The sequence below is a fragment of the Vibrio sp. dhg genome, assembly GCF_003443775.1.
In the GTDB taxonomy this organism is placed as follows: domain Bacteria; phylum Pseudomonadota; class Gammaproteobacteria; order Enterobacterales; family Vibrionaceae; genus Vibrio; species Vibrio natriegens.
This window is the reverse complement of sequence record NZ_CP028943.1, coordinates 1,816,260-1,837,163: the sequence shown is the minus strand read 5'-3', so window position 1 is coordinate 1,837,163 and position 20,904 is coordinate 1,816,260. Positions and strand designations below refer to the sequence as shown.

Here is a 20,904-nt window from a genome sequence, read left to right as displayed (position 1 = left end):
AAAATACCCACCAACGATGGCTGAGTGAACACCTGCTCAGTACTCCCTTTTACTTTTAGAAGAAGACTGTTATGGATACGACAACTCGAATCATACCTGCGAGTAAACATATCGCGTTAGTTGCGCATGATAACTGTAAGGCTCAACTCCTGAAGTGGGTTGGCGCAAAACAAGAGCAACTGAAACCTCACACACTTTATGCCACTGGTACTACGGGGCATATGATCCAGAAGAATACCGACTTAACCATTATTAGCATGATTAGCGGTCCAATGGGTGGCGATCAGCAAATTGGAAGCCTCATATCTCAAGGGAGTCTGGATATGCTGATCTTCTTTTGGGACCCGCTAAACTCGGTGCCACATGACCCTGATGTTAAGGCGTTACTTCGTATTGCCAGTGTGTGGAATATTCCTGTTGCCACAAATCAAGCGACGGCGGATTTTTTGTTTGCATCTGAGTGTATTTCGGGAGAGGTGGAAATCGAAATTCCTGATTATGAAAAATATTTGAGTAACCGGACCTAGCCTTTTCCTCAGACCCTAAATAAGAACATCGGTTATAGGAAATGAATGAAATGGAAACAAAAAAGCAGAGTAAGAATACTCTGCTTTTAGGTATATGAAGGACTCAAGAATTCTATCGATACTGAGAGTGAGAGTAGTTTTACACCACGCCCATGGACGCGAAAATTAAAACAACACCAGTAGCAACGACAGGAATCGCCAGCGTACAGACAAAAATATCTTTGTACGAATCGCGGTGAGTCATGCCACAAATCCCAAGCAGTGTAATCACCGCGCCATTATGAGGGAGTGAATCTAATCCGCCGCAAGCTATCGCTGCAATACGGTGTAAAGACTCAAGACTAATCCCTAACTCCAGAGCTTTTTGAATATAAACCTGGCCAAGTGCATCCAACGCTATACTCAGGCCTCCTGAGGCTGACCCTGTGATACCTGCAAGTAAACTGGTCGACATCGCAAAGGATAAAAGTGGGGTTCCTGGTATCGAAAGTATCCCTTCTTTGACTAATTCAAACGAGGAGAGCGATTTGATCACGTTACCAAACCCGACAGCGGCGGCGGTATTCATGATCGGCATGATGGAGCTTTCACCGCCTTCGTTAAGAGAAAAGCGTATGTCCTTCATGTATTTCTTAAACAATAACAGTGCGACGATAATGGCGGTGGTTAGCGCGATGATAAGGCTCCACATGCCATTTACTTTTTGCAGCGTAGTATCGTAGTTGGCAAGGTAACTGGTATCGACACTTGGGAAATAGAAAGTCACGATCAGAAAGTTTAAAACCAGCACGATAACGATCGGGATAAAGGCAATGGTCGCAGAAGGAATGTTGTTATTCTCTTCGCTATCGTCACACTCCGACTCATCGTGAATGCCATAACCTTCTCCGTTTGTTCGAGCAATAGCTTCACGGCGTTTAAGCCAAAGCATGCCCAAGCCAAACATGGCACCGGCACCAACTAATCCAAGCGCTGGCGCAGCGTATGCCGTGGTACCGAAAAAAGGCATCGCGATGGTATTTTGGATTTGTGGTGACCCTGGTAAAGCGGTCATCGTAAAAGTGAAGGAGCCTAGCGCAATCGTCCCTGGAATCAGACGTTTAGGCACATTGCTGTCTTTAAATATTTGAGCGGCAATAGGGTAGACTGCAAATACCACCACAAACATCGATACACCGCCGTAGGTCAACACCGATACGGCGAGCACCACGGCTAAGATCGCATTATTACTCCCAACCTTATTCACAATGACTTTAGCGATTGACTTTGCAGCGCCAGAGTCATCCATCACTTTGCCAAAAATCGCACCAAGCAAGAAGGCCGGAAAATAGAGTTTTACATAGTTTGCTGCGCTTAACATGAAGACTTCTGTATAACTGGCCATCATGTACGTTCCGGCAGAAAACAGAGCAGCAACTAATGCCAAAATAGGTGCTAACCAAATGACTGACATGCCTCGGTACGCGAGGTACATCAACAAAACTAACGACAGCAATATGCCCAATATTCCAACGTCCACGGTAATCTCCAATATGTAATCAAATGTTATTTCCAAAATATGGATAAATTGAAACATTCATTTTATTTTAAATAAAGTGAAAGATTGAGTTCATGTAGGTAAATCATCCGATATATTGATCAAAGACAGTAAAACACTAGATAAGGCGTATTTGGACTGTTCATTCTTCACATAAAATGAAAAATTCATTTCAATAAATTTGATTCGAATGGTACGTTTAAGAGCAAGTATTTCATCTACTCTTAGAATTCACGACCAATGTAATGATTAAGGAAATAGAATGAGCGCAAGAATCGTATTACCAAGGATTATGCATGTAGGCAAAGGGGCATCACTTCAGGCTGCGGATGTAATGGCAAGCGTAGGTGCATCTCGACCGTTAATTGTCACCGATAAGATGATGGTTCAACTAGGTTATGTAGCAAAAGTTCAAGAGGCGCTAATTGCCCAGGGCATCGAGGCTTCCGTATTTTCTGATACGATTCCAGAGCCGACAGTAAGCTCAATCGAGGCAGGTGTACAAATGGTGCGTGAAGGAGGATTTGACTCCATTATTGCTATCGGTGGGGGTAGCCCAATCGACAGTGCTAAAGCTATCTCGATAGTTGGTAAATTTGGTGGACAAGTACGCGATTACAAATTCCCGCGTGATGTTAGCGAAGCCGGGCTTCCGATCATTGCCATTCCTACCACTGCTGGAACCGGCTCTGAGGTCACTCGCTTCACGGTGATTACAGACGATCTGCATGACGAAAAAATGTTGTGTTCTGGTCTTGGATTTATGCCTATCGCTGCGCTGGTGGACTACGAACTAACTATGTCACTTCCTCCACGCGTCACTGCTGACTGTGGCCTGGATGCGCTCACTCATGCTATTGAAGCGTATGTTAGTCAAAAAGCGAACCAATTCTCAGATACTCAAGCTCTGATCGCGATGGAAAAAATTGGTAAGAGTATTCGTCAGGCTTATCACAATCCAAAAGATGAAGCCGCGCGCTCTGATATGATGTTTGGTGCGACGTTGGCTGGAGTGGCATTCTCTAATGCATCAGTGGCATTAGTGCATGGCATGAGCCGACCGATTGGTGCGTTTTTTCATGTTCCTCACGGCTTATCAAACGCAATGTTGCTACCTGCTATCACCGAGTTTTCCATCCCAAGCGCTGAGCAACGTTACGCAGAGTGTGCTCGCGCTATTGGTGTTGCCTCGATGTCTGACACCAATGCAATTGCATGTAAGAAGTTAGTTAATGAACTGCGTGCACTAAATACAGAGCTATCCGTTCCTACGCCGTCTCAATATGGTATTGATAAAGAGCGTTTCTTTGAGCTGCTGTCCACCATGGCGCAACAAGCACTGGATTCAGGTTCACCAGGTAATAACCCTCGCGTTCCTTCTTTAGAAGAAACCATCGAGCTTTACAAAACGGTTTGGAATGAAGGCGAATAGAATAGTCCGAAGTCGACAATCGATTGCCGACTAAGCCATACTATTTCAAATCATGTAGCGCGCTCTTCCAAATTGCTTTCCAGCAGCTGAAGAGCGCGTCTATCACCCTAAGCCTGCTTACTCTTGCCTAACTTACACTCACTGCTTTGCCACTCAGTATTACTTCTCTTTACTCGTTGAGAGATGGTGCTTTCCTGCAATTTTGCCCACTTATAAACAAACTTTTCATTTCAAGCTCGCCCAATTACGTAATGTATTTTTCTTACAAGAAGGCATTCCGGCTTAATTTTTTGCTCTGCGCTTACACAGCCTGGCATTCTTTAGCTGAAAAAGTGCTTTGTTTTCGTTGTCCTGAACGCCATGAAACATAGCTTCGGCAGGCTTTAAATTGAATTGTCCAATAAATTCAATTGATTATGTTCTGGTGTGGAAATGTTTATTTTATTTAACTGTAAATTTAAAATATCTATTGCATTTTGTGTGAGCTGGATCTATATTTACTCCCGTTGATGTAGGAAAATTACAAACATTTGGAGAATAAATTATGTACGCAGCTATCGCATATAACACTTACCACATGGTTAAAGACGCTCGCGAGAATCAAGTCGCTTCAGAAGTCGAAGCCGTGAAGAAAGAGAAAAAGCGTTTTTCATTTAAAGCACTTTTCAACAAAGCAGTACTAGAACCACAAACAACTCAAACTGTATAAGGAATAACGATATGTACGGAGCAATCGCATACAACACTTACTACATGGTTAAAGACGCGCGCGAGAATCAAGCTGTCTCAGAAGTCGAAGCGGTGAAGACAGAGAAAAAGCGTTTTTCATTTATGGCTTTTTTCAAAAAAGCAGTACCTGAACCACAAGCAACCCAAATTTTATGAGGAGAATGATATGTACGGAGCAGTCGCTTACAACGCGTACTACATGGTAAAAGACGCGGAAGAAAACCCAGAAACCAATAGCATTAAGATGAAAGCGGACCAAAAGCCTTTAGCGTTTCTTTTTAATGAATTTGTACAAAACAACATGCCGATGTTGACTAAGAGTAACGGTAGTGAGTTGTATTTTCTGCTACTTCTGGTGACATCATTTACAGTGTTACATGGATAAAATTTAATAAAAACAGCTGATTAAATGATTTTTTAATTTAGAGGTATATAAAAAGCTTACCTCGTATGCTGTCAGTAGTTTAATAGATAAATAGGCAGTAATACTTCGCGGGAATAGTGGAAAGTTGAGTAGTCTACCCGACTAGGGTGTTAAGGCGAGTCTCAAAGCTGGTGGAACTATGACCAAAGGACAGCACAACAGTCAGGTGAACTAAAACGCCAATGTTAGTGTTGATGATGAACTTAAATTACCACCAGATAGAAGCAGCAGGGCAGAATAGTGGCACAGTCCACTATGAAATACTGGATGTACTTCGAGAAGAATCATAACGTATCTCTCCCAAAACACGACTCGCCAGAGTCTGTTCATTTCCAATTTAATCAAGGACGTTCCTGCTGTCAGTCATTGTAGCGAACACCAACCACTCACATTGAATTAAACGCTCTGACTTCAGTGTACAGATTCGACGAGTACAGCGTTTCAGTCGTTTGCGAACCCACACCTAAAAAGTGTCCTTATTTCAAAATACTTTTCGTGGTCCTTAAATATTACCCTTCACTCCCTTAGAGAAACCAACCTAGTTGTAAAGGACTTACTCTGTTTCTAGCTGACGTATGTTTCTTTTTGTGATCTGGCGTTTCAAAAGTGTAAATTAAATTTTTCATATATATTGAAAATGAAAAATTAATTTCATAGAATAGTTTCGTTCGATAAGGAAAAGCAAACCTGACATCAATAAACGAAGCTCAATTTGACGTTATAAACCGCTTTTTAAAACAGAAATAGCCATAAGTACAACGCGAAACAAGTCGCTCAGTCAGTCTAAAATAGGAGTTGGTCATGGAGACTATTCATAACTATATCGGTGGAAGCATTCAGGAAAGCCAAAGCGGCAAATTTGCTCCAGTTTTTAACCCAGCTACTGGTGAACAAATTCGCCAAGTCGTTCTTAGCTCAAAGAGTGAAACGGAACTGGCAATTGAATCTGCTGCTAAGGCATTTCCTGCATGGTCGAAAATGTCGCCATTAAAACGTGCTCGAATCCTATTTAAGTTCAAAGAGTTAATGGAAGCTAATATGGACAAGCTTGCCAAAACGATTTCTACTGAGCACGGAAAGGTTTACTCAGATGCAATGGGCGAGCTAACTCGAGGCCTGGAAGTGGTTGAGTTTGCTTGCGGCATTCCTCATCTTCAAAAAGGTGAGCATTCAGCTAACGTGGGTACTGGTGTTGATAGCCATTCACTGATGCAACCACTAGGCGTTTGTGCGGGCATTACTCCGTTTAACTTTCCTGCGATGGTTTCAATGTGGATGTTCCCTATTGCACTTGCGACTGGTAACACATTCGTTCTAAAACCGTCAGAAAAGGATCCAACAACTTCTTTGATTTTGGCTGAGCTACTTTCTGAAGCGGGTCTTCCTGACGGCGTGTTTAATGTAGTGAATGGCGATAAAGAGTCTGTAGATGTACTACTAACGGATCCACGTGTTCAAGCGGTTAGCTTTGTTGGCTCAACACCAATTGCTGAGTACATTTACTCAACGGCATCAGCACATGGTAAACGTTGTCAGGCTTTGGGCGGCGCTAAAAACCACTGTATCTTAATGCCAGATGCAGATTTGGATATGGCAACGAACGCGATTATCGGTGCAGCATTTGGTGCGGCTGGCGAGCGTTGTATGGCTCTTTCAGTGGCAGTAGTCGTTGGTGACGAAACAGCGGATCACCTTATCGATAAACTGCGTACCGGCGTTGACAAAATGACCATTGGCCCTGGCATTGTCGAAGGTAAAGAAAATGATATGGGGCCAGTGATTTCTCAAATTCACAAAGAGAAAATCATTGGTTACATCGACTCAGGTGTAGAGCAGGGGGCTGATCTGCTTATCGATGGTCGCTCTTTGAGTGTTGATGGTTTTGAAAATGGATACTTTGTGGGTCCAACATTGTTCGACAATGTGTCACCAGAGATGACTATCTATAAAGAAGAGATCTTTGGCCCTGTGCTTGCGATTGTTCGTGTTCCGGACTTTGAAACGGCTATCCAACTGGTTAACCGTCATGAATACGGCAATGGTACGGCTATCTTCACTCGTGATGGTGAAACGGCTCGTCAGTTTAGTGAAAATGTGCAGGCTGGTATGGTAGGCATCAATATCCCAATCCCAGTACCAATGGCATTCCACAGCTTTGGTGGTTGGAAACGTTCTGTTTTCGGTCCATTAAATGTGCACGGTAATGACGGTGTTCGTTTCTACACAAGAATGAAAACAGTATCTAGCCGCTGGCCTGCAAGTGATGTTCGCCTAGAGCAACACTCAAGCTCATTTAATATGCCAACATTAGGCTAATCAAACCTTTTATCCGTTTTGGTAGGGCATGGTAGGGGCCCGGATGGGTTAGCGCGTGGCAGCGCGCGCTACCTTTTTTTCTTTTTGCTGGCGAATAGCCAGCTTTTTTATGCCATTAAGAATATTTCCAGGGTTTGTAGATTCACTATAAAGGCTGGTTAATCTCCCGTTGCCTAAACCCAAACCCAAACCTATGCCTGTTGTTGAACTAAGCAATTTTGTATCTCATCCCACTATGACCGCATACTCTATTGTCCGCCCTTGGAATCAGCAAGGTATCGACGCTGCTTGATTTTATTTGCTTATATGGCCGCTTGGGCTTCCCAATACATGATAAGTTCTGCTATTAATGTTAAAAGTAACAATACTTTGACATAGGATGGGTTCACACTGGGTGTCAGTTGTCTATTCTATCCGATGTGCCAGATTCAATTGATTATAATAACGTGATTTGCGGATATTTTGCTGCTGCAAATCCTTTATTAATGTGGGGTTAAGCTTTGGCTGGGGATATGAAAGTGGCAAGAATTGTTATTGTAATCACCTTGCTGATGCATGGTGTGTTTTTCATTGCGCTAAAGAATGTATGGCTCCAAGGTAGCGATCGTCACATCATAATGTTCACTGCAGTATGGTTTTGTGGTTCAGTGATATCTTTAATCAGGCTGCGTAAGGCGATTAAAGTTCAGAGTCTTACTTCACTTTTTGATAAAATTGGAAGTGCTGCTTTGTGCGTAATTACGCTTATTCCACTCGGTGTGGGAGCTTATTTATTCTCCTCGCTATGAATAGCGTCGATTTGAGGTGGTTTCTGGCAGCGTTCATTTTTAGATACATCAGAGGCATTTTCTCAAGAGTAGATAATGGAACTTCAGCAGATAAATAAAAAACAACTTCATCAATTGATCGCGGATACATCGGGTATAGACATTGAGTTTTGTAACGGTTCTATCCCGCCAAAGCATGTTCTCAATCGTTCAGTTCAACACACTCAAAACGCGATGGCTGATATATGGTCATTACCTTACATGATGTTATCCCAAGATCATGTCGTTGGTTTTTGCGGCTTTAAAGATGCCCCTAAAGCTGGTGAGGTGGAAATTGGATACAATGTAGCGCCAGAACAGCAAGGTCGTGGGTTGGCAAAGTCTGCCGTTAACCAACTTTGTAATTTAGCGTTTGGCTCTGGTATCGTTGAAAACGTAGTTGCTTTGATTTCGTCAACGAACCTGGCTTCACTGAGTGTTGTCAATGCTAATAATTTCGTGTTTACAGGCATGGTGATTGATGATGATAACGAAGAACTCGAAAAATGGGTGCTAAACAAATCGCTTTGGATATAACACGCGTGTGAAAGTGGCGCCCAAGGCATGGGTTTAACATAGCATTCCTATCTACGGTTTAATGGGTTAGGTGGTATGCTACTTCACCACTATCAAAAATAGATGAGCCAACTAAACCTATTGTTATGACACCGATAGAAAGCCAACCAATCGGCTTTTTCGCATATAGCATTGATAATATCGATGCCGTGGCCATAGCCAGAGTGGCAGTCGGGGTCGATGTCATTCGAAACCACCAGTCGATCGTACTTTAATTCTATTGCCACACTATTGGCGCTATAACTAAAGGCATTTCTTAACACATTTTGTATCACGACATGGGCCAGTATTTTATTCACCGATTTTGAATTGAGACTGTATTGAACCGACAGTATGTCAGCCTTGTCTGTTCTTAACTGTTGTAAGCAGTAGTCCAGACTTTCTTGTAACGACAACAATTCTACCTGCTCTGTTTTGGACTCTCGGCTAATAGAAAGAAAAGTGTGAATTAAGGCCTGCATATCTTTATTTGCACTTTCAATTCTACTCAACGCTGGCTGCGCTTTAGCAAGATCAGGTGAGTAGGCAATGACTTCCAATGCCCCCTGTATAATAGTGACTGGCGTTCTGAGCTCATGGCTGGCAAACCGGGTAAAGTTGTGCTCTCGCTCGACGAATGCTCGTATTCGCTGAAATGCGTTAGTAAAACTCCGACTCAACTGACCTAGCTCATCTTGCCGGTCCAACACGGCAGGAGGTGAATCAGGGCTGGCACATTCAATATTTTTCTGCAGAGTGGTGATGGGCTTAACAATAATCCGGGTGATGTAAAGACTGGCAATAAGTCCTATGCCCATTAACGCCATTACACCGATAACAACATAGTATTTGAGCCTATTCTGATAAAGGCTTCTCTCTAGATCTTTCTCAGGGAAATAGAGCAGATAAAGCAAGCCATCGGAAAATGGAGAACTGACTACTTGCACGTGCACTTTCGGGTGTTCAATTTCGAATACCCCTTGTTCTGTTAAGCCTGACAAATAAAGCGGTAAGCCTTTATCCGACCCCACAAAGCTGGAAAACATCGGCGAATTAACTTTGACCAGGCGACCTTTTTTGATGGAATCATCTAGTAAGAAGCGCATTTGCTGATTCAACTTTTGATTGACCAGGCTGTCTGTGTGCAGTTGCGCGTTAATCCAAGCCATTAGTAAAAGGCTAAGGGTTAATAATAAGACCAGCCCCATAATCAAAGCGAAAACTCGGTTATAAAGCCGTTTTTGAAAATATTGACTAGTTAATCTCATTGAGGCGATAGCCCTTTCCTCGTACGGTTTCCAGCAATCCTTCAGGCAGTACCTTTCTCAGCCGATAAATATGTGTTCTCAGAACACTACTATCGATGGTCTCACCATGCCAAAGTTCGTATTCAAGATCTTGTTTATGTACGATACGGGGAGCGGACAGCAGTAAGGTTTTTAATAGCTTGAACAACAATGGGTCCAGCTTTAATCGGTTGTTTTGAAAGAAAGCTTGTTCTGTTTCGGTGGAAAGGGTTAAACCGGAAAAAGTGATCTCGTGACTTCTGCCGCCTTTGGCTCTTAATGTGAGCGCCTCGAGCCTTGCCAGTAACTCCTGCATAGCAAATGGTTTGACTAAGTAATCATCGCCACCTGCTGCGAAACCAGCCAGTTTATCTTCCAATGTATCGCAAGCGGTGAGAAACAAAATAGGCAGGTGTTCACGACCTTGCTCCCTTATTTTCCTGCACGTAGATAACCCATCTAAACCAGGCATCATAACATCCAAGATCATCACGTCGAATTGGTTCTCGGATAATAACTCGAGAGCTGCTTGTCCTGTGTAAGAAAAATCTACCGAGTGACCCATTATTTCAAGGTATTCACCAATATTCGCCGCGATTTGAATACTGTCTTCGACGATCAATACACGCATCCATCTCCTCCGAAAATCAAATGATGTGCATGGTAAAAGGCTACCTGAGGGGGTTAACCATCAGGTAGCCACAGTTAGCCAACTATAGGTTAGTTAACGACAATCTGTCGACCTGCACGACCTGTGCTGGCTATCGAGCGTATCTTCACGCCAGCTTTCACTGTTGGTTTGTTCGAGTGATCGTAGTTTTGCCAGCTTGTACCATTGACTGAGTATTGAACGGTAACACCAGGGAATGCACTATTAATTGACAGCTTTCCGCTTTTGTCGATTTTCGCTCCGGGAACTGGAAGGCGGTAGGCCACACCTGCGGCATCCAACTTCGCAAACTCTTTATAACCCAGAGTATTGGCAAATTCGGTCCAGTCGTCATCACGATTTACTATTCGTTTACCCATATGGTCAGTGCCTTTATATCCTGAGGTATTGGTTCGATACGCTTTTTCAGCATCGTACTCTAGTTCCCAGTCCGCTTTTGACCATGCTCGCTCTGCAATGCCTAAAATGCGAGGGAAAACACGGTGATCCAACTGTTCATCAGTACGAACCATTTCTGTCCATACGTGGCCTTGCATGCCTTTAAAGCGCTTACCATCCTGAAGGGCTACTGTGCTGGCAGGGATTTCGAATGGGTTATTGTCTCTGTCCGTCATGGTCTCAGCATTGGCTGGTAAGTTCTCCGGCATAAAATTAAAGACTTTTTGCGTATCGGTATAACGTCCTGCCCAATAGTTCCCCGGTTCTCTTGGATCGGCTTCGTATGGGTGGTCAAAGTAGGTGACCTCAGGCAATGACAAGATAACGTTATAACCTGCATTGGCGAGGGAGTGGGCTTCATTCGCACCACCCCAGAATAGGGCTGACCAGGTATAGGCTGAAGCGTCACCAGCAAGCTTGGTTGGGTCCATATAACTGCCATGTTTTAAGCCGTCATTCCATGCGGCGAGGTTTAGTTGTTTGGCTTCCAGGATATGGCTGATTCGTTCAATGAAATATCCACCAAGGTTGGCCACGTTATCGATATTATTGGTCGGATCGACAAACAGTGCTCGACATACCGGGGAATCAACCCAAGCTCCGTGGGTTTCATCAGCGCCGATATGATAGTCCACCAGAGGTTGCCCCGCGTTTTTATGTTGTTTAGCAATCTCTGAAATGACTTTGTCCATGAAGACAAAGCTCGATTCCATACAAGGGTTAATCGTATTGTCAGTGTAGTTTTGAACCGAGAAATACTCCGAGCCGTCATGCCTGTCAGTAAGTAGGTACATTTCAGCAGCAGCCATATCTCCAAGTTCCGCATATTTGTGATAGCGCGCTTCCATTGATTTTACGGCTGCTCGTGCATGGCCGGGCATATCCATAGACGGGATAACCTGAATATTACGTGCTGAAGCGAAGGCTAAGATCTCCGCATAATCGTCAACACTGTAGTAGCCAGAGCCAGATGTGGTGTCATCCGGACCTGAGCCAACTTGTGGTAACAGGCACTGACGTTCGCTCAAATCATGACAACGTTGTGCGCCAACCTCGGTGAGCTCTGGCAAGCCGGGAATCTCCAAACGCCAACCTTCATCGTCTGCGAGATGGAAGTGAAACTTATTCATTTTGTATGCGGCCATTTGATCGAGTACTTTCTTGATCTCAGCCTTTGATTTGAAATTGCGAGCTACGTCCAAATGCATACCTCGATGTTCAAATCGTGGTGCATCGTAATCAATAGTGATTTCAGGAATAGTCGGGCTGCCGACTGTGACGAGCGCTGCTAATGACTGAACGCCATAAAATGCACCTGCTGGATCAGCCCCAACGACCCGGACTTCTTTTGGTGTCACCTTCAGGGTATAGGCTTCCTGCTTAGTCTTTCCTTTAAATGTCTTGTGTTTAGGGTCGACAGAAATTACAACGGGAATCCCTTTATTCGGTGTGACGCCAAGCTGGTTGAAGCGGTGTTCGAGCGCGTCTAGCTGGTCTGCCGTCAGGCTATCTTCTTCTATTTTCAAATTTAGCCCGGCGCTGATGTTAACACTGCTGTTATGCACCTTTATATCGATAGGGGAAGGGATGATTTTGGCAGAGACAGATGATAAGCCGAGATCTTTTACTGCAAGGTTTCTTTCATATCGTGTTCCAGCGGTTGCCATGATGCTGCTGTCTTCTGGGTAACGTTGCCACATATTGGCGTCTTCCGGTGCGGTACTGATCAAATCCAGGTAACCGGACAAGTCGGCTAGGCCATCTCCTTCCTGCGGAATAGTATTTGGAATAACTCGAGCTTCAGCTCCTTGTGCTGCCACGTAGTAGCGAGGCATGTAGTCAGAATCGACGATTTTCCAGTGCTCGGCATCAAACTGAATTGCGACGGAATCACCTGGTTTCAGGCCTTTAAATTTGCTGGTTGGTACGATTCGATGAAGATCTCCATTCACGTGCGTAATTTCGAATAAATCTGATTTTGTATCCAAAATACGGCGAAGGTTAGAGAAGTAGATTTCCCAGTCTCCACCAATCTCTTTTTTGCCTTTATTTGTCAGGGTGATCTCAGCGCGATAGCAATATCCTCCGGGACATTTCGCCTTGGTATCAGCTGGCTGATGTTCAATTGATGCGATGTGAACTTCAAGCGAAGAGGCGACAGTATCGACTACCGATTGTATTACTTCTGTCTTTTGTTGATTTTGTTCAGAAGAATAAGCATTACCTGCCAAAAGAGACAGTGAAATTGCAGTCGCAACGGCACTAATATTTACATTCATGTGGAATACCTTAAACGTCGTATAACCTTATTATTTAAAAACCACCAAATCGGAGTCACTATTCGCGCGTTCAAAAACCATCCGCTTGCTCAACCCCATTCTTTAGACATTGATAAACAATATGCTTGTATGGTCATATAAAAAGTAAGGACAAACAAGAGCATAGTTTCTTAGCGACCCATAACCTGATCGCATCCTTTTAAATTCCATCGCCTGATCAAACAAATGTTCAGTCGATGTTATCAGCACATACGTGCTCACCGGCAAATAAGACTAAGGTGATCAAGGTGGTGGGAATGTCAAAAAGTCCGTCCTTTATGGATGATTTATCTCAGGCTGTGGGGAATGCGACGGACTTCAAATGTTTCTAATTACTAAGTGATTAAGTAATTAAAAATAAACATTTGGTTTTATGATTTAAATCATCTGTTGTTGTTCGGAGCTATCACTTTTTTAATCCGGTCGAATATTTGGAATTTTGTAGTAGTGATTTTCTAACAACTTACTAGCATGTCTTTGATTTCAGGTTGCTAAAGATGGTTAGAAATGAATAAATCACAGTTTGAGCATTGGTCAAAAACGCGGACCAAAGGTTTCATCCAATATGTATTATTTAATAGCATATCTATTTTATTCGTCGTCTTCACTATTCGTTTTATCGTGCATTCTATAAATAGCGATGAAGTGTCAATGATAGACTTTATTTTCGAACAATCACTCGAGATGGTAGTCATTCTTTTAGTTCTACCCTTTTCATTTTGGTGCTCATGGGTCATTCAAGAGGCACGATATGAAAAAGAAAAAAGACAAAAAGTGAGTCGTAGTTGATGTTAACTCAAGTTTATGTTTTTAATTGGTATATTGATACTTTATCTGGGGAGTTATGAAGTACTTTCTGTTTTATGATGAGAAGTTGATGAAAATTTATGACTTCTCCAATGCTAAGTTTATCTTTATTGTATACGCGCTAATGTGTACTTGGTCTAGTTTGACGCATAATACGCTGCTATCTGTTTCTACTGCAATTGACCATTATTTTGATATTGATTTAAGTTCTATTTATTCATACGCTGAAGTGTGGGCTGGCATTGATTATTTTTCATTGGTTGTATTAGCTCCTGTTATTGAGACAATTATTTTCCAAGTCATTATTCAAAATATTTCTCGTAAAATTACAAGTAGTCTGTTTTTATCTATACTCATTGCGAGCTTTTTATTTTCTCTAACTCACCTGACTAATAATATTGCAAACGCGGTAAATGCGTTAGGTCTGGGAGTGGCGTTTGCAGTGACTTACGAATACTTCCGAGTTAAATATGGGCATTGTTGGGCCACATTGGTTACTATTTTACTTCATGCTTTTTGGAACGCATCTTTGTCTTATTCATTTTACCCAGAAAAACTGATGGGTTCAGGCATGTAAGTTGTGAATATGTATTAATACACTATCTTCACATGGTCAGACGAAGTGTAAACTTAAGATACCAACATAGTGTGATTGCTTATGGGGCGTATCTAACCAATGGAAAATACGGCATCGAATCCTGATGAAAAAATCGAGCAATTAAAACGCAAAGTTGAATCCATGGGATTTGCCTGCCACATCGGTGGTTAATACGACACTCAATCGGAGGAAGCCGATTCGGTGCTTGCTCCGCATTCACCCTTTGAATTTTACTTATATTAGCAAAACATAAAATATCATATTACGTGCTTCACACCTTAACAAAGCATCAATAGACATAAGAAAGTTGATATAGCAGAGTAGGTTAAGTTCAACAACACTCTAAAAAGGACATATAAATGTTTAGTCACGTTATGGTTGGCTCGAATGATATCGATAAATCCAAGCAATTTTATGACGCCATCTTAGCCGTTCTGGGCTACCAAGAAGGTGTCTTAGATCCACATGGACGCTGTTTCTATTTTCATCCTGAGGGGACTTTTGCTATCACCGCGCCAATCAATGGTGAAGCTGCAACTTCAGGAAATGGTATGACTATTGGCTTCAAAGTGGAAAGCCCAGAATTAGTCGAGTTGTGGCATAAAGCCGGCTTGGAGAGTGGTGGTGTTGACTGTGAAGATCCACCAGGTGTAAGAGCGGTTGGTCCACGCGAAATGTACCTTGCCTATCTACGTGATCCTGCGGGTAATAAGCTTTGCGCTACCCATATCATGGCTTAGGTAATATCACGTAAAAGTTAGTACTTAAATTGATATTCGCAACGTGTAGCGTTTAGGTGTACGTTGCGTTTTTTTTGTCTGGCGAAGATATCAGACAGGGAACAAGGGTTAACGCTGGTGAAGTTAAACAAAGGAACCTGTATAACGCGTGGTTAACCAGGCTCCGAAGGCTGCTTAGTTTTGAGCGAATTTAACTCGGATTTTGCTCTTGGCTACGCTAGTGAGATGAAGGTTTTCAAGTGCATTTTTCGCTTCATCTTTATCTGGCATTTCAACGAATGCGAAGCCTTTAGATTGCCCAGTTTCTTGGTCTAATACTAGGTTGCACTCAGTGACGGTGCCGTAGGCTGAAAAAAGAACACGAATTTCATGTTCGGTCGTGGTTCGCGCAAGATTGCGGACTAAAAGTTTCATATTGTTTCGCCTGTAGTAAGTTGTGACCATTGTCTCAGGTAAGTTCTGACAAACCAAGTAAAGAATTGTTGTCACTAAGGTAGAGCGAGCCTAAAAGCGTGTTTGCTGTGCAGTTTATTTATAAATTAGCCATTCTTAATCAATCAATGCTAACGTAAATATTTCTTATAAAGTTCCGAAAGTCATATTAGATTTAAGGTATCATGCACAATTGACGAAATTGTAGTTACCCATGAATATACCGATTAAAAATACCTCTCCAGAAGCACCGTCTTGCTCAAACTGCAAAGCGTGTTGCTGCCGCCTCGAAGTTATGATCATTTCAGATACAGGTGTTCCAGAGCAATTCATTTCCCGCGACCAGTATGGTGGTGAAACCATGATGAGACTGGATGACGGTTGGTGCGCGGCTTTAGACAGAGAAACGTACATGTGCTCAATATATGAAAACCGGCCCTGGATATGTCGCGAGTTCGAAATGGGGTCTTATGAGTGTATTGATGAGAGAGTAAAGTTTCTATAGTTTAGTTACTCCTTGATGATGCCGTGTTTTTGCGATGGGGCATCGTTCGAACCGTCACAACTCAATAAACCCGCGTACTTTATTTACTCTCTCCAACTGCTGTTAACCGTCTATCATTTGGTTCAGAATTTGAATACATTGATGGGTAACATCTTGGTTATTTCCACTTACATGCGCAGTGACAATCGCGCCTTCTTTTAAAATGCAAATGGCATTTAGCAACGTACTCTCCGTACTTTTTAGATGACTGGTGATGATTTGTCGGACTTCTTCTTTGTGATGCCCACAGAAACGTGCGATCTCACTATTCAAATCACTGAATTCTGCCGAAGTGTTGATAAAAAAGCAGCCTCTGAAATTCCCTAAATCTTGTTCCTGATTGTTGAACCAGCTTGATAGTGCTGAAAACAATCTATTTATCAATTCTTTATCTGTCTTCGAGCCTGCTAGTTTTTGATCTAGCCAGTTAGAAAACGTGTCGTGCCTTTGCTGCAAAGCGGCCAGCACCAGCGCTTCTTTACTTGAGAAGTGAGTGTAAAGTGTGCGCTTAGCCACGCCAGAGACACTCAAAATTTCATTGATGCCAATAGTGTTAATTCCATTGGCATAAAAAAGCGATAACGCGGTATCCACTAATAACTGACGTTTTTTACTCATAAGGCTCCTCCCGTAAAAGTAGTTTGACAAAAGTAGACCGATTTGTCTATTTTAGTTTGGTAGACAGGTTGGTCTACTTTTATTCGGAGAATAGTATGAAGAATTTTGGTTTATCTGTTATCGCAGGCATTGGGGCATTTCTGGCAATAGGGTTGCTGTCATTTTTTGATTCCACAATGAGTGATGTCGCGCTGCTCATGGCGCCTTTTGGAGCGACGGCTGTACTGGTTTTTGGCGTACCCGAGAGTCCGTTGGCGCAGCCTAAAAATGTCATCTTTGGGCATTTAATTACTGCATTTGTAGGGGTGTTTTTTACTCAATATATTGGTGTTTCACCTCTGACTCTGGCACTGGCTACTGGGATTGCAGTGAGTCTGATGCTAGTGACGAAAACCACGCATCCGCCAGCAGGGGCAAATCCGTTGTTGATTATGCTGTCAGGGCAGGGATGGGCTTTCCTTATTACTCCTGTTTTACTTGGAGCCGTTCTTATTGTGTTAGTCGGAAAGAGTATGCAAGGGTTGCTCAGGCAATGGGTAAAAAGCTAAAGTGCTAACAATAGCTTATGTGCATGGAGGCACTATGAATATAGGAATATACATCTATGACGGGGCAGAGGTGCTGGATTTCTCCGGGCCTTTCGAAGTGTTTAGTACCGCAAAGCGATTAGAGACAAGTGATTGGAATGTGTTTCTCGTCGCAGAAACTAAAAACACCGTTGTCGCAAGAGGTGGCTTCAACGTCTTACCTGACTATTCTATTCATGATCATCCCGATATTGATTTGTTGGTTGTTGTGGGCGGTGTACACACTGAGGAAATGACGAAGTTACCGGTATTGAACTGGATCAAATCGGTTGATCAAGGTGCAAGTCGGGTGGTATCGGTTTGTACCGGTGCATTTTTATTAGCCAGTGCCGGACCTCTCTCGGGCTTAACGGTCACAACCCACTGGGAAGACATACCTGATTTATCGCGTCGCTTTCCTGACCTAATGGTGATTGACGATCAACGCTGGGTCACATCAGGAAAATACACCACTTCTGGAGGCATCTCTGCCGGTATCGATATGAGCTTATATCTGGTTTCACAGCTACATAGTCGTGAGCTGGCCGATTTGGTCGCGCGTCAAATGGAGTATACGTGGCAGGAACGATCATAATTGAGCGATTGATGGTTCAAGTAAGGGAAGAAAAATGAAGACAGTAGGCATGTTAGGTGGAATGAGTTGGGAATCCACCGCCAGTTATTACAAAGCACTGAATGAAGGCGTGAAGTCAAGGTTAGGTGGCTTGCACTCAGCAAAAATTTGCTTATACAGTGTCGACTTTGACGAAATTGAAAAGCTACAGCATCAAGGGAAATGGTCAGAAACCGCTTTGATCCTTGCCGAAGCAGCCAAGTCAGTAGAACGTGGTGGCGCAGATTTTTTAATGATATGCACGAACACAATGCATAAAGTTGTACCAGAAATTGAGTCGCAGATATCTATTCCAATTTTACATATTGCTGATGCGACCGCAGAGAGCTTGGTTCAAGACGGTGTCACCAAAGTTGGTCTGTTAGGAACGCGTTTTACAATGGAGCAAGATTTCTACAAGGGCAGAATCTCAGAGAAATTTGGCATAGACGTGGTTGTTCCTACTGCCGATGAGCAAACCGTCGTTCACGATATTATTTATAAAGAGCTTTGCCTGGGTGAAATAAAAACCGAGTCCCGAGACCGTTACTTGAAAATCATTGCCAATTTACACGCTCAGGGCGCCCAAGCGGTGATTCTGGGATGTACTGAAATTGCATTATTAGTGAAGCAAAGTGACACGACGGTTCCTTTGTATGACACCACGGAAATTCATGCAGCGCATGGCGTTGAATGGGCATTAGGAAATTAAAAAATAAGGACAATTTATGGCTCTACCAAGTAATGAAGATATCTCACGTTTACACCGATACTTTGCCATTGAGAGTAACAATGAATTTTGGTCTCTGTCTGAGAGTTCAGCAAATGCAGAAGAGAAACAGAGACTATTAACTGTTGCGTTTTCATCACTATATCATTGGTCAGAAGTAGGCACCGATGAGAATAAACACCTCGCTCATTTAGCCGTTGCGCGAGCACTGTGCGTGAATGAATCGAAGTTAAGCCTTCAGTTCGCAAAAATTGCTTTTGACTATTTTGATGGAACAGGTGCTGATTGGATTCAGGCGTTTACCAATGCCGTCTTAAGTCATGCATTTCAGATTGCAGATGAACAAACCAATGCGCTGGAATGTTATGAACGAGCGCTTGCGTTTCAAGGGCTGCTATCTGAAGAGGATAAAGCAATCTTTGATGCTACATTCAATTTGATACCTGTCCCTGAAGCGTAAAAAGTAAACATCCAGAAGCGGGCTAAGAATCCGTTAGCGTGTTAGCCTGTTTCTCTAAATACCTCGTTATATGCTTAAAGGAAGTTGGCATGGAAATCATTACTGGGAACAGCTCAGAGATCATTCAAAAAGCACAAGCTATTCGTTATCAGGTGTTTACTGTTGAGCAGCAGATACCGAGAGAGTTAGACCTAGATGGATTAGATGAAGGTTCCATTCATGCATTGGTAGAGGACAAGGACGTTCTAGTTGCAACGGCACGATTAACGATAAAAGATGACGGCTCTTCCGTTATGGCCAGAGTTGCGGTTACAGAGCCTTATCGAGGAATGGGAATCGCGTCTAAAGTTGTCCAAGCGCTAATGGATTACGCTCGAAATGATGGGGTAAGCTCTATCGAAATTCACGCTCATGGTTATTTACGCAATTACTATGAGAAATTTGGTTTTGAGTTTATTCGAGAAGTTGAAATTGTTGGTGAACATCAGCTCATCGAAATGCAGTATCACATCAAAACGAATGCATAACGATTGAAGGTTGAATCGCTACGTGCGGTGCGTTTTGTGTCTGAGCTTCTGTTTAAGGAGCTCTCATTTAAAAGGATTTTTTCATGGAGTTAGTTGTACCATCAGTAGAATTTGAGTCTTCCTTTGCGCATTTTTACGATGACTTTGCTCAACATGATGTTGAAAACTCAGAGTACTACCAAGAGGGTAAATCCAATTTCGTTCATTACGTTCAACGACTGACTGATGAAGCGAATGGGGTTAACCTGAGAGAAGGATACGTACCCTGTAGTCATTTTTGGCTCGTCAATTCAGACAAAGCCATTATTGGTGCGATTCGTGTCCGTCATAATATCAACAACGATTTTCTGACACTAGAAGCAGGCCATATTGGCTACGACATTGCGCCTTCCTATCGGTCTCAAGGCCATGGAAAGTACATGCTAAGGCTGGCTTTGCGTAAAGCCAAAGAGCTAGGCATTGAGCAAGCGTTAATCACTGCAGATGACGACAATTTCGCGTCACGAAAAGTTATCGAAGCCAACGGTGGTCAACTTGAGAATGTAGTAATGGGTAAGGTGTTTCCCAATCTTTTGGCCAGATATTGGGTGGCTTGTAAGTGACGGTGTCACTAGCTTTGGTGCATCGAAGCGTAAAGTCCATTAAGAGAAAAATAAATGAAGATGGAAACCAGCAGATTGATTCTGCGTCAGTGGAAAAGTGAAGATTTCCAGCCTTATGCTGAACTATGTTCAGACCCCCATGTGATGAGGTATTTTCTCTCAACACTTTCCCAGCAGGAAAGCTTTGAACAAGCGGAAAAAATTCAAAACCTTATTGCTGACATTGGCTGGGGATTTTGGGCGGTTGAACTCAAATCAACAGGCCAGTTTATAGGCTTTGTTGGGCTGCATCAGCAAGATGAGAACAGTGGTTTTCCCAATGCGCCGTTCATTGAAATCGGTTGGCGGTTGTCATCTGAGTTTTGGGGACAAGGCTACGCGCCTGAAGCCGCTAATAAAGCTTTAGAATTTGCTTTTAAAGAACTGGATGCGCCATCTGTTTATGCGTTTACGGCTTTACAAAATGAGCCTTCGCAGCGCGTTATGCTGAAGATTGGTATGGTCGATACAAAGCAAAACTTCAATCATCCTAAGGTTGAAAAAGGGCATCCACTGGAAAGACATTGCTTATACAAAATCTCGAAAGATACCTGATGTGGAATCGAACAGTGAGTGATGTGTCGTTAAAT

The 20,904-nt window shown here is 42.9% G+C and carries 23 protein-coding genes; 17 read left to right on the top strand and 6 right to left on the bottom strand.

Going from position 1 to position 20,904, the window contains the following annotated elements; translation table 11 throughout:
• Positions 1-71: 71 nt before the first annotated feature.
• A complete protein-coding gene (locus DBX26_RS08495; RefSeq protein WP_014232082.1) occupies positions 72-527 on the top strand; it encodes a methylglyoxal synthase in 456 nt (151 codons plus the stop codon).
• Between the two features lie 139 nt (positions 528-666).
• Here the strand turns inward: DBX26_RS08495 and DBX26_RS08490 are convergent, their stop codons facing one another.
• Positions 667-2,046 (bottom strand): GntP family permease, encoded by a 1,380-nt coding sequence (locus DBX26_RS08490; protein ID WP_014232081.1) that lies wholly within the window; start codon positions 2,044-2,046, stop codon positions 667-669.
• Between the two features lie 280 nt (positions 2,047-2,326).
• Between DBX26_RS08490 and DBX26_RS08485 the strand changes: the two genes are divergently transcribed.
• The 6 genes from DBX26_RS08485 (at position 2,327) to DBX26_RS08465 (ending at position 8,308) form a co-directional block, all read left to right on the top strand.
• Positions 2,327-3,496, top strand: coding sequence for an iron-containing alcohol dehydrogenase (locus DBX26_RS08485; RefSeq protein WP_014232080.1), 1,170 nt, complete (start codon positions 2,327-2,329; stop codon positions 3,494-3,496).
• A gap of 544 nt (positions 3,497-4,040) precedes the next feature.
• On the top strand, positions 4,041-4,205 hold the full coding sequence (locus DBX26_RS25455) for a hypothetical protein (protein WP_162889686.1): 165 nt from the start codon (positions 4,041-4,043) through the stop codon (positions 4,203-4,205).
• A gap of 11 nt (positions 4,206-4,216) precedes the next feature.
• Positions 4,217-4,381, top strand: a complete 165-nt coding sequence (locus tag DBX26_RS25450; RefSeq protein ID WP_020336440.1) for a hypothetical protein — start codon at positions 4,217-4,219, stop codon at positions 4,379-4,381.
• A 10-nt stretch (positions 4,382-4,391) separates the two neighbouring features.
• Positions 4,392-4,610, top strand: a complete 219-nt coding sequence (locus tag DBX26_RS08480; protein ID WP_065296962.1) for a hypothetical protein — start codon at positions 4,392-4,394, stop codon at positions 4,608-4,610.
• An 840-nt stretch (positions 4,611-5,450) separates the two neighbouring features.
• Positions 5,451-6,965, top strand: coding sequence for a CoA-acylating methylmalonate-semialdehyde dehydrogenase (locus DBX26_RS08475; RefSeq protein ID WP_014232078.1), 1,515 nt, complete (start codon positions 5,451-5,453; stop codon positions 6,963-6,965).
• Positions 6,966-7,828: 863 nt separating this feature from the next.
• Positions 7,829-8,308, top strand: coding sequence for a GNAT family N-acetyltransferase (locus DBX26_RS08465; protein WP_118118730.1), 480 nt, complete (start codon positions 7,829-7,831; stop codon positions 8,306-8,308).
• Positions 8,309-8,400: 92 nt separating this feature from the next.
• Here DBX26_RS08465 and DBX26_RS08460 read toward each other — a convergent pair whose 3' ends face one another.
• The 3 genes from DBX26_RS08460 to DBX26_RS08450 all read right to left on the bottom strand — a co-directional run bounded on the left by DBX26_RS08460 (position 8,401) and on the right by DBX26_RS08450 (position 12,999).
• The gene (locus DBX26_RS08460; protein WP_014232075.1) at positions 8,401-9,594 is read right to left on the bottom strand and encodes a HAMP domain-containing sensor histidine kinase; all 1,194 of its coding nucleotides are present in this window, start codon (positions 9,592-9,594) and stop codon (positions 8,401-8,403) included.
• Positions 9,581-10,243 (bottom strand): response regulator transcription factor, encoded by a 663-nt coding sequence (locus DBX26_RS08455; RefSeq protein ID WP_065299822.1) that lies wholly within the window; start codon positions 10,241-10,243, stop codon positions 9,581-9,583. The genes DBX26_RS08460 and DBX26_RS08455 overlap by 14 nt, the downstream gene beginning before the upstream one ends.
• Positions 10,244-10,332: 89 nt before the next feature.
• The gene (locus tag DBX26_RS08450) at positions 10,333-12,999 is read right to left on the bottom strand and encodes a beta-N-acetylhexosaminidase (RefSeq protein ID WP_118118728.1); all 2,667 of its coding nucleotides are present in this window, start codon (positions 12,997-12,999) and stop codon (positions 10,333-10,335) included.
• A 916-nt stretch (positions 13,000-13,915) separates the two neighbouring features.
• Between DBX26_RS08450 and DBX26_RS08440 the strand changes: the two genes are divergently transcribed.
• Complete coding sequence (locus DBX26_RS08440; protein WP_254063468.1) at positions 13,916-14,422, top strand: CPBP family intramembrane glutamic endopeptidase; 507 nt, start codon at positions 13,916-13,918, stop codon at positions 14,420-14,422.
• A 380-nt stretch (positions 14,423-14,802) separates the two neighbouring features.
• Positions 14,803-15,183, top strand: a complete 381-nt coding sequence (locus DBX26_RS08430) for a VOC family protein (RefSeq protein WP_014232050.1) — start codon at positions 14,803-14,805, stop codon at positions 15,181-15,183.
• A 174-nt stretch (positions 15,184-15,357) separates the two neighbouring features.
• Here the strand turns inward: DBX26_RS08430 and DBX26_RS08425 are convergent, their stop codons facing one another.
• Entirely contained in the window at positions 15,358-15,597 is a 240-nt protein-coding gene (locus tag DBX26_RS08425; protein WP_065299817.1) for an RNA-binding protein, read from the bottom strand.
• A gap of 232 nt (positions 15,598-15,829) precedes the next feature.
• Between DBX26_RS08425 and DBX26_RS08420 the strand changes: the two genes are divergently transcribed.
• Complete coding sequence (locus DBX26_RS08420; protein ID WP_014232048.1) at positions 15,830-16,120, top strand: YkgJ family cysteine cluster protein; 291 nt, start codon at positions 15,830-15,832, stop codon at positions 16,118-16,120.
• A gap of 102 nt (positions 16,121-16,222) precedes the next feature.
• Here DBX26_RS08420 and DBX26_RS08415 read toward each other — a convergent pair whose 3' ends face one another.
• Entirely contained in the window at positions 16,223-16,777 is a 555-nt protein-coding gene (locus tag DBX26_RS08415) for a TetR/AcrR family transcriptional regulator (RefSeq protein ID WP_118118724.1), read from the bottom strand.
• A gap of 95 nt (positions 16,778-16,872) precedes the next feature.
• Between DBX26_RS08415 and DBX26_RS08410 the strand changes: the two genes are divergently transcribed.
• The 7 genes from DBX26_RS08410 (at position 16,873) to DBX26_RS08380 (ending at position 20,869) form a co-directional block, all read left to right on the top strand.
• Positions 16,873-17,325, top strand: coding sequence for an HPP family protein (locus DBX26_RS08410; RefSeq protein ID WP_020336427.1), 453 nt, complete (start codon positions 16,873-16,875; stop codon positions 17,323-17,325).
• 34 nt (positions 17,326-17,359) lie between these two features.
• Positions 17,360-17,938 carry a DJ-1/PfpI family protein gene (locus DBX26_RS08405; protein WP_118118722.1) on the top strand — a complete coding sequence of 193 codons (579 nt, stop codon included), beginning with the start codon at positions 17,360-17,362 and terminating at the stop codon, positions 17,936-17,938.
• Positions 17,939-17,972: 34 nt separating this feature from the next.
• Complete coding sequence (locus DBX26_RS08400; RefSeq protein WP_118118720.1) at positions 17,973-18,668, top strand: aspartate/glutamate racemase family protein; 696 nt, start codon at positions 17,973-17,975, stop codon at positions 18,666-18,668.
• A 16-nt stretch (positions 18,669-18,684) separates the two neighbouring features.
• The gene (locus DBX26_RS08395) at positions 18,685-19,146 is read left to right on the top strand and encodes a hypothetical protein (protein ID WP_014232043.1); all 462 of its coding nucleotides are present in this window, start codon (positions 18,685-18,687) and stop codon (positions 19,144-19,146) included.
• 89 nt (positions 19,147-19,235) lie between these two features.
• Complete coding sequence (locus tag DBX26_RS08390) at positions 19,236-19,673, top strand: GNAT family N-acetyltransferase (protein ID WP_118118718.1); 438 nt, start codon at positions 19,236-19,238, stop codon at positions 19,671-19,673.
• Positions 19,674-19,756: 83 nt separating this feature from the next.
• Positions 19,757-20,275 (top strand): GNAT family N-acetyltransferase, encoded by a 519-nt coding sequence (locus DBX26_RS08385; RefSeq protein WP_014232041.1) that lies wholly within the window; start codon positions 19,757-19,759, stop codon positions 20,273-20,275.
• 54 nt (positions 20,276-20,329) lie between these two features.
• Positions 20,330-20,869 (top strand): GNAT family N-acetyltransferase, encoded by a 540-nt coding sequence (locus tag DBX26_RS08380; protein ID WP_014232040.1) that lies wholly within the window; start codon positions 20,330-20,332, stop codon positions 20,867-20,869.
• Positions 20,870-20,904 lie beyond the last annotated feature (35 nt).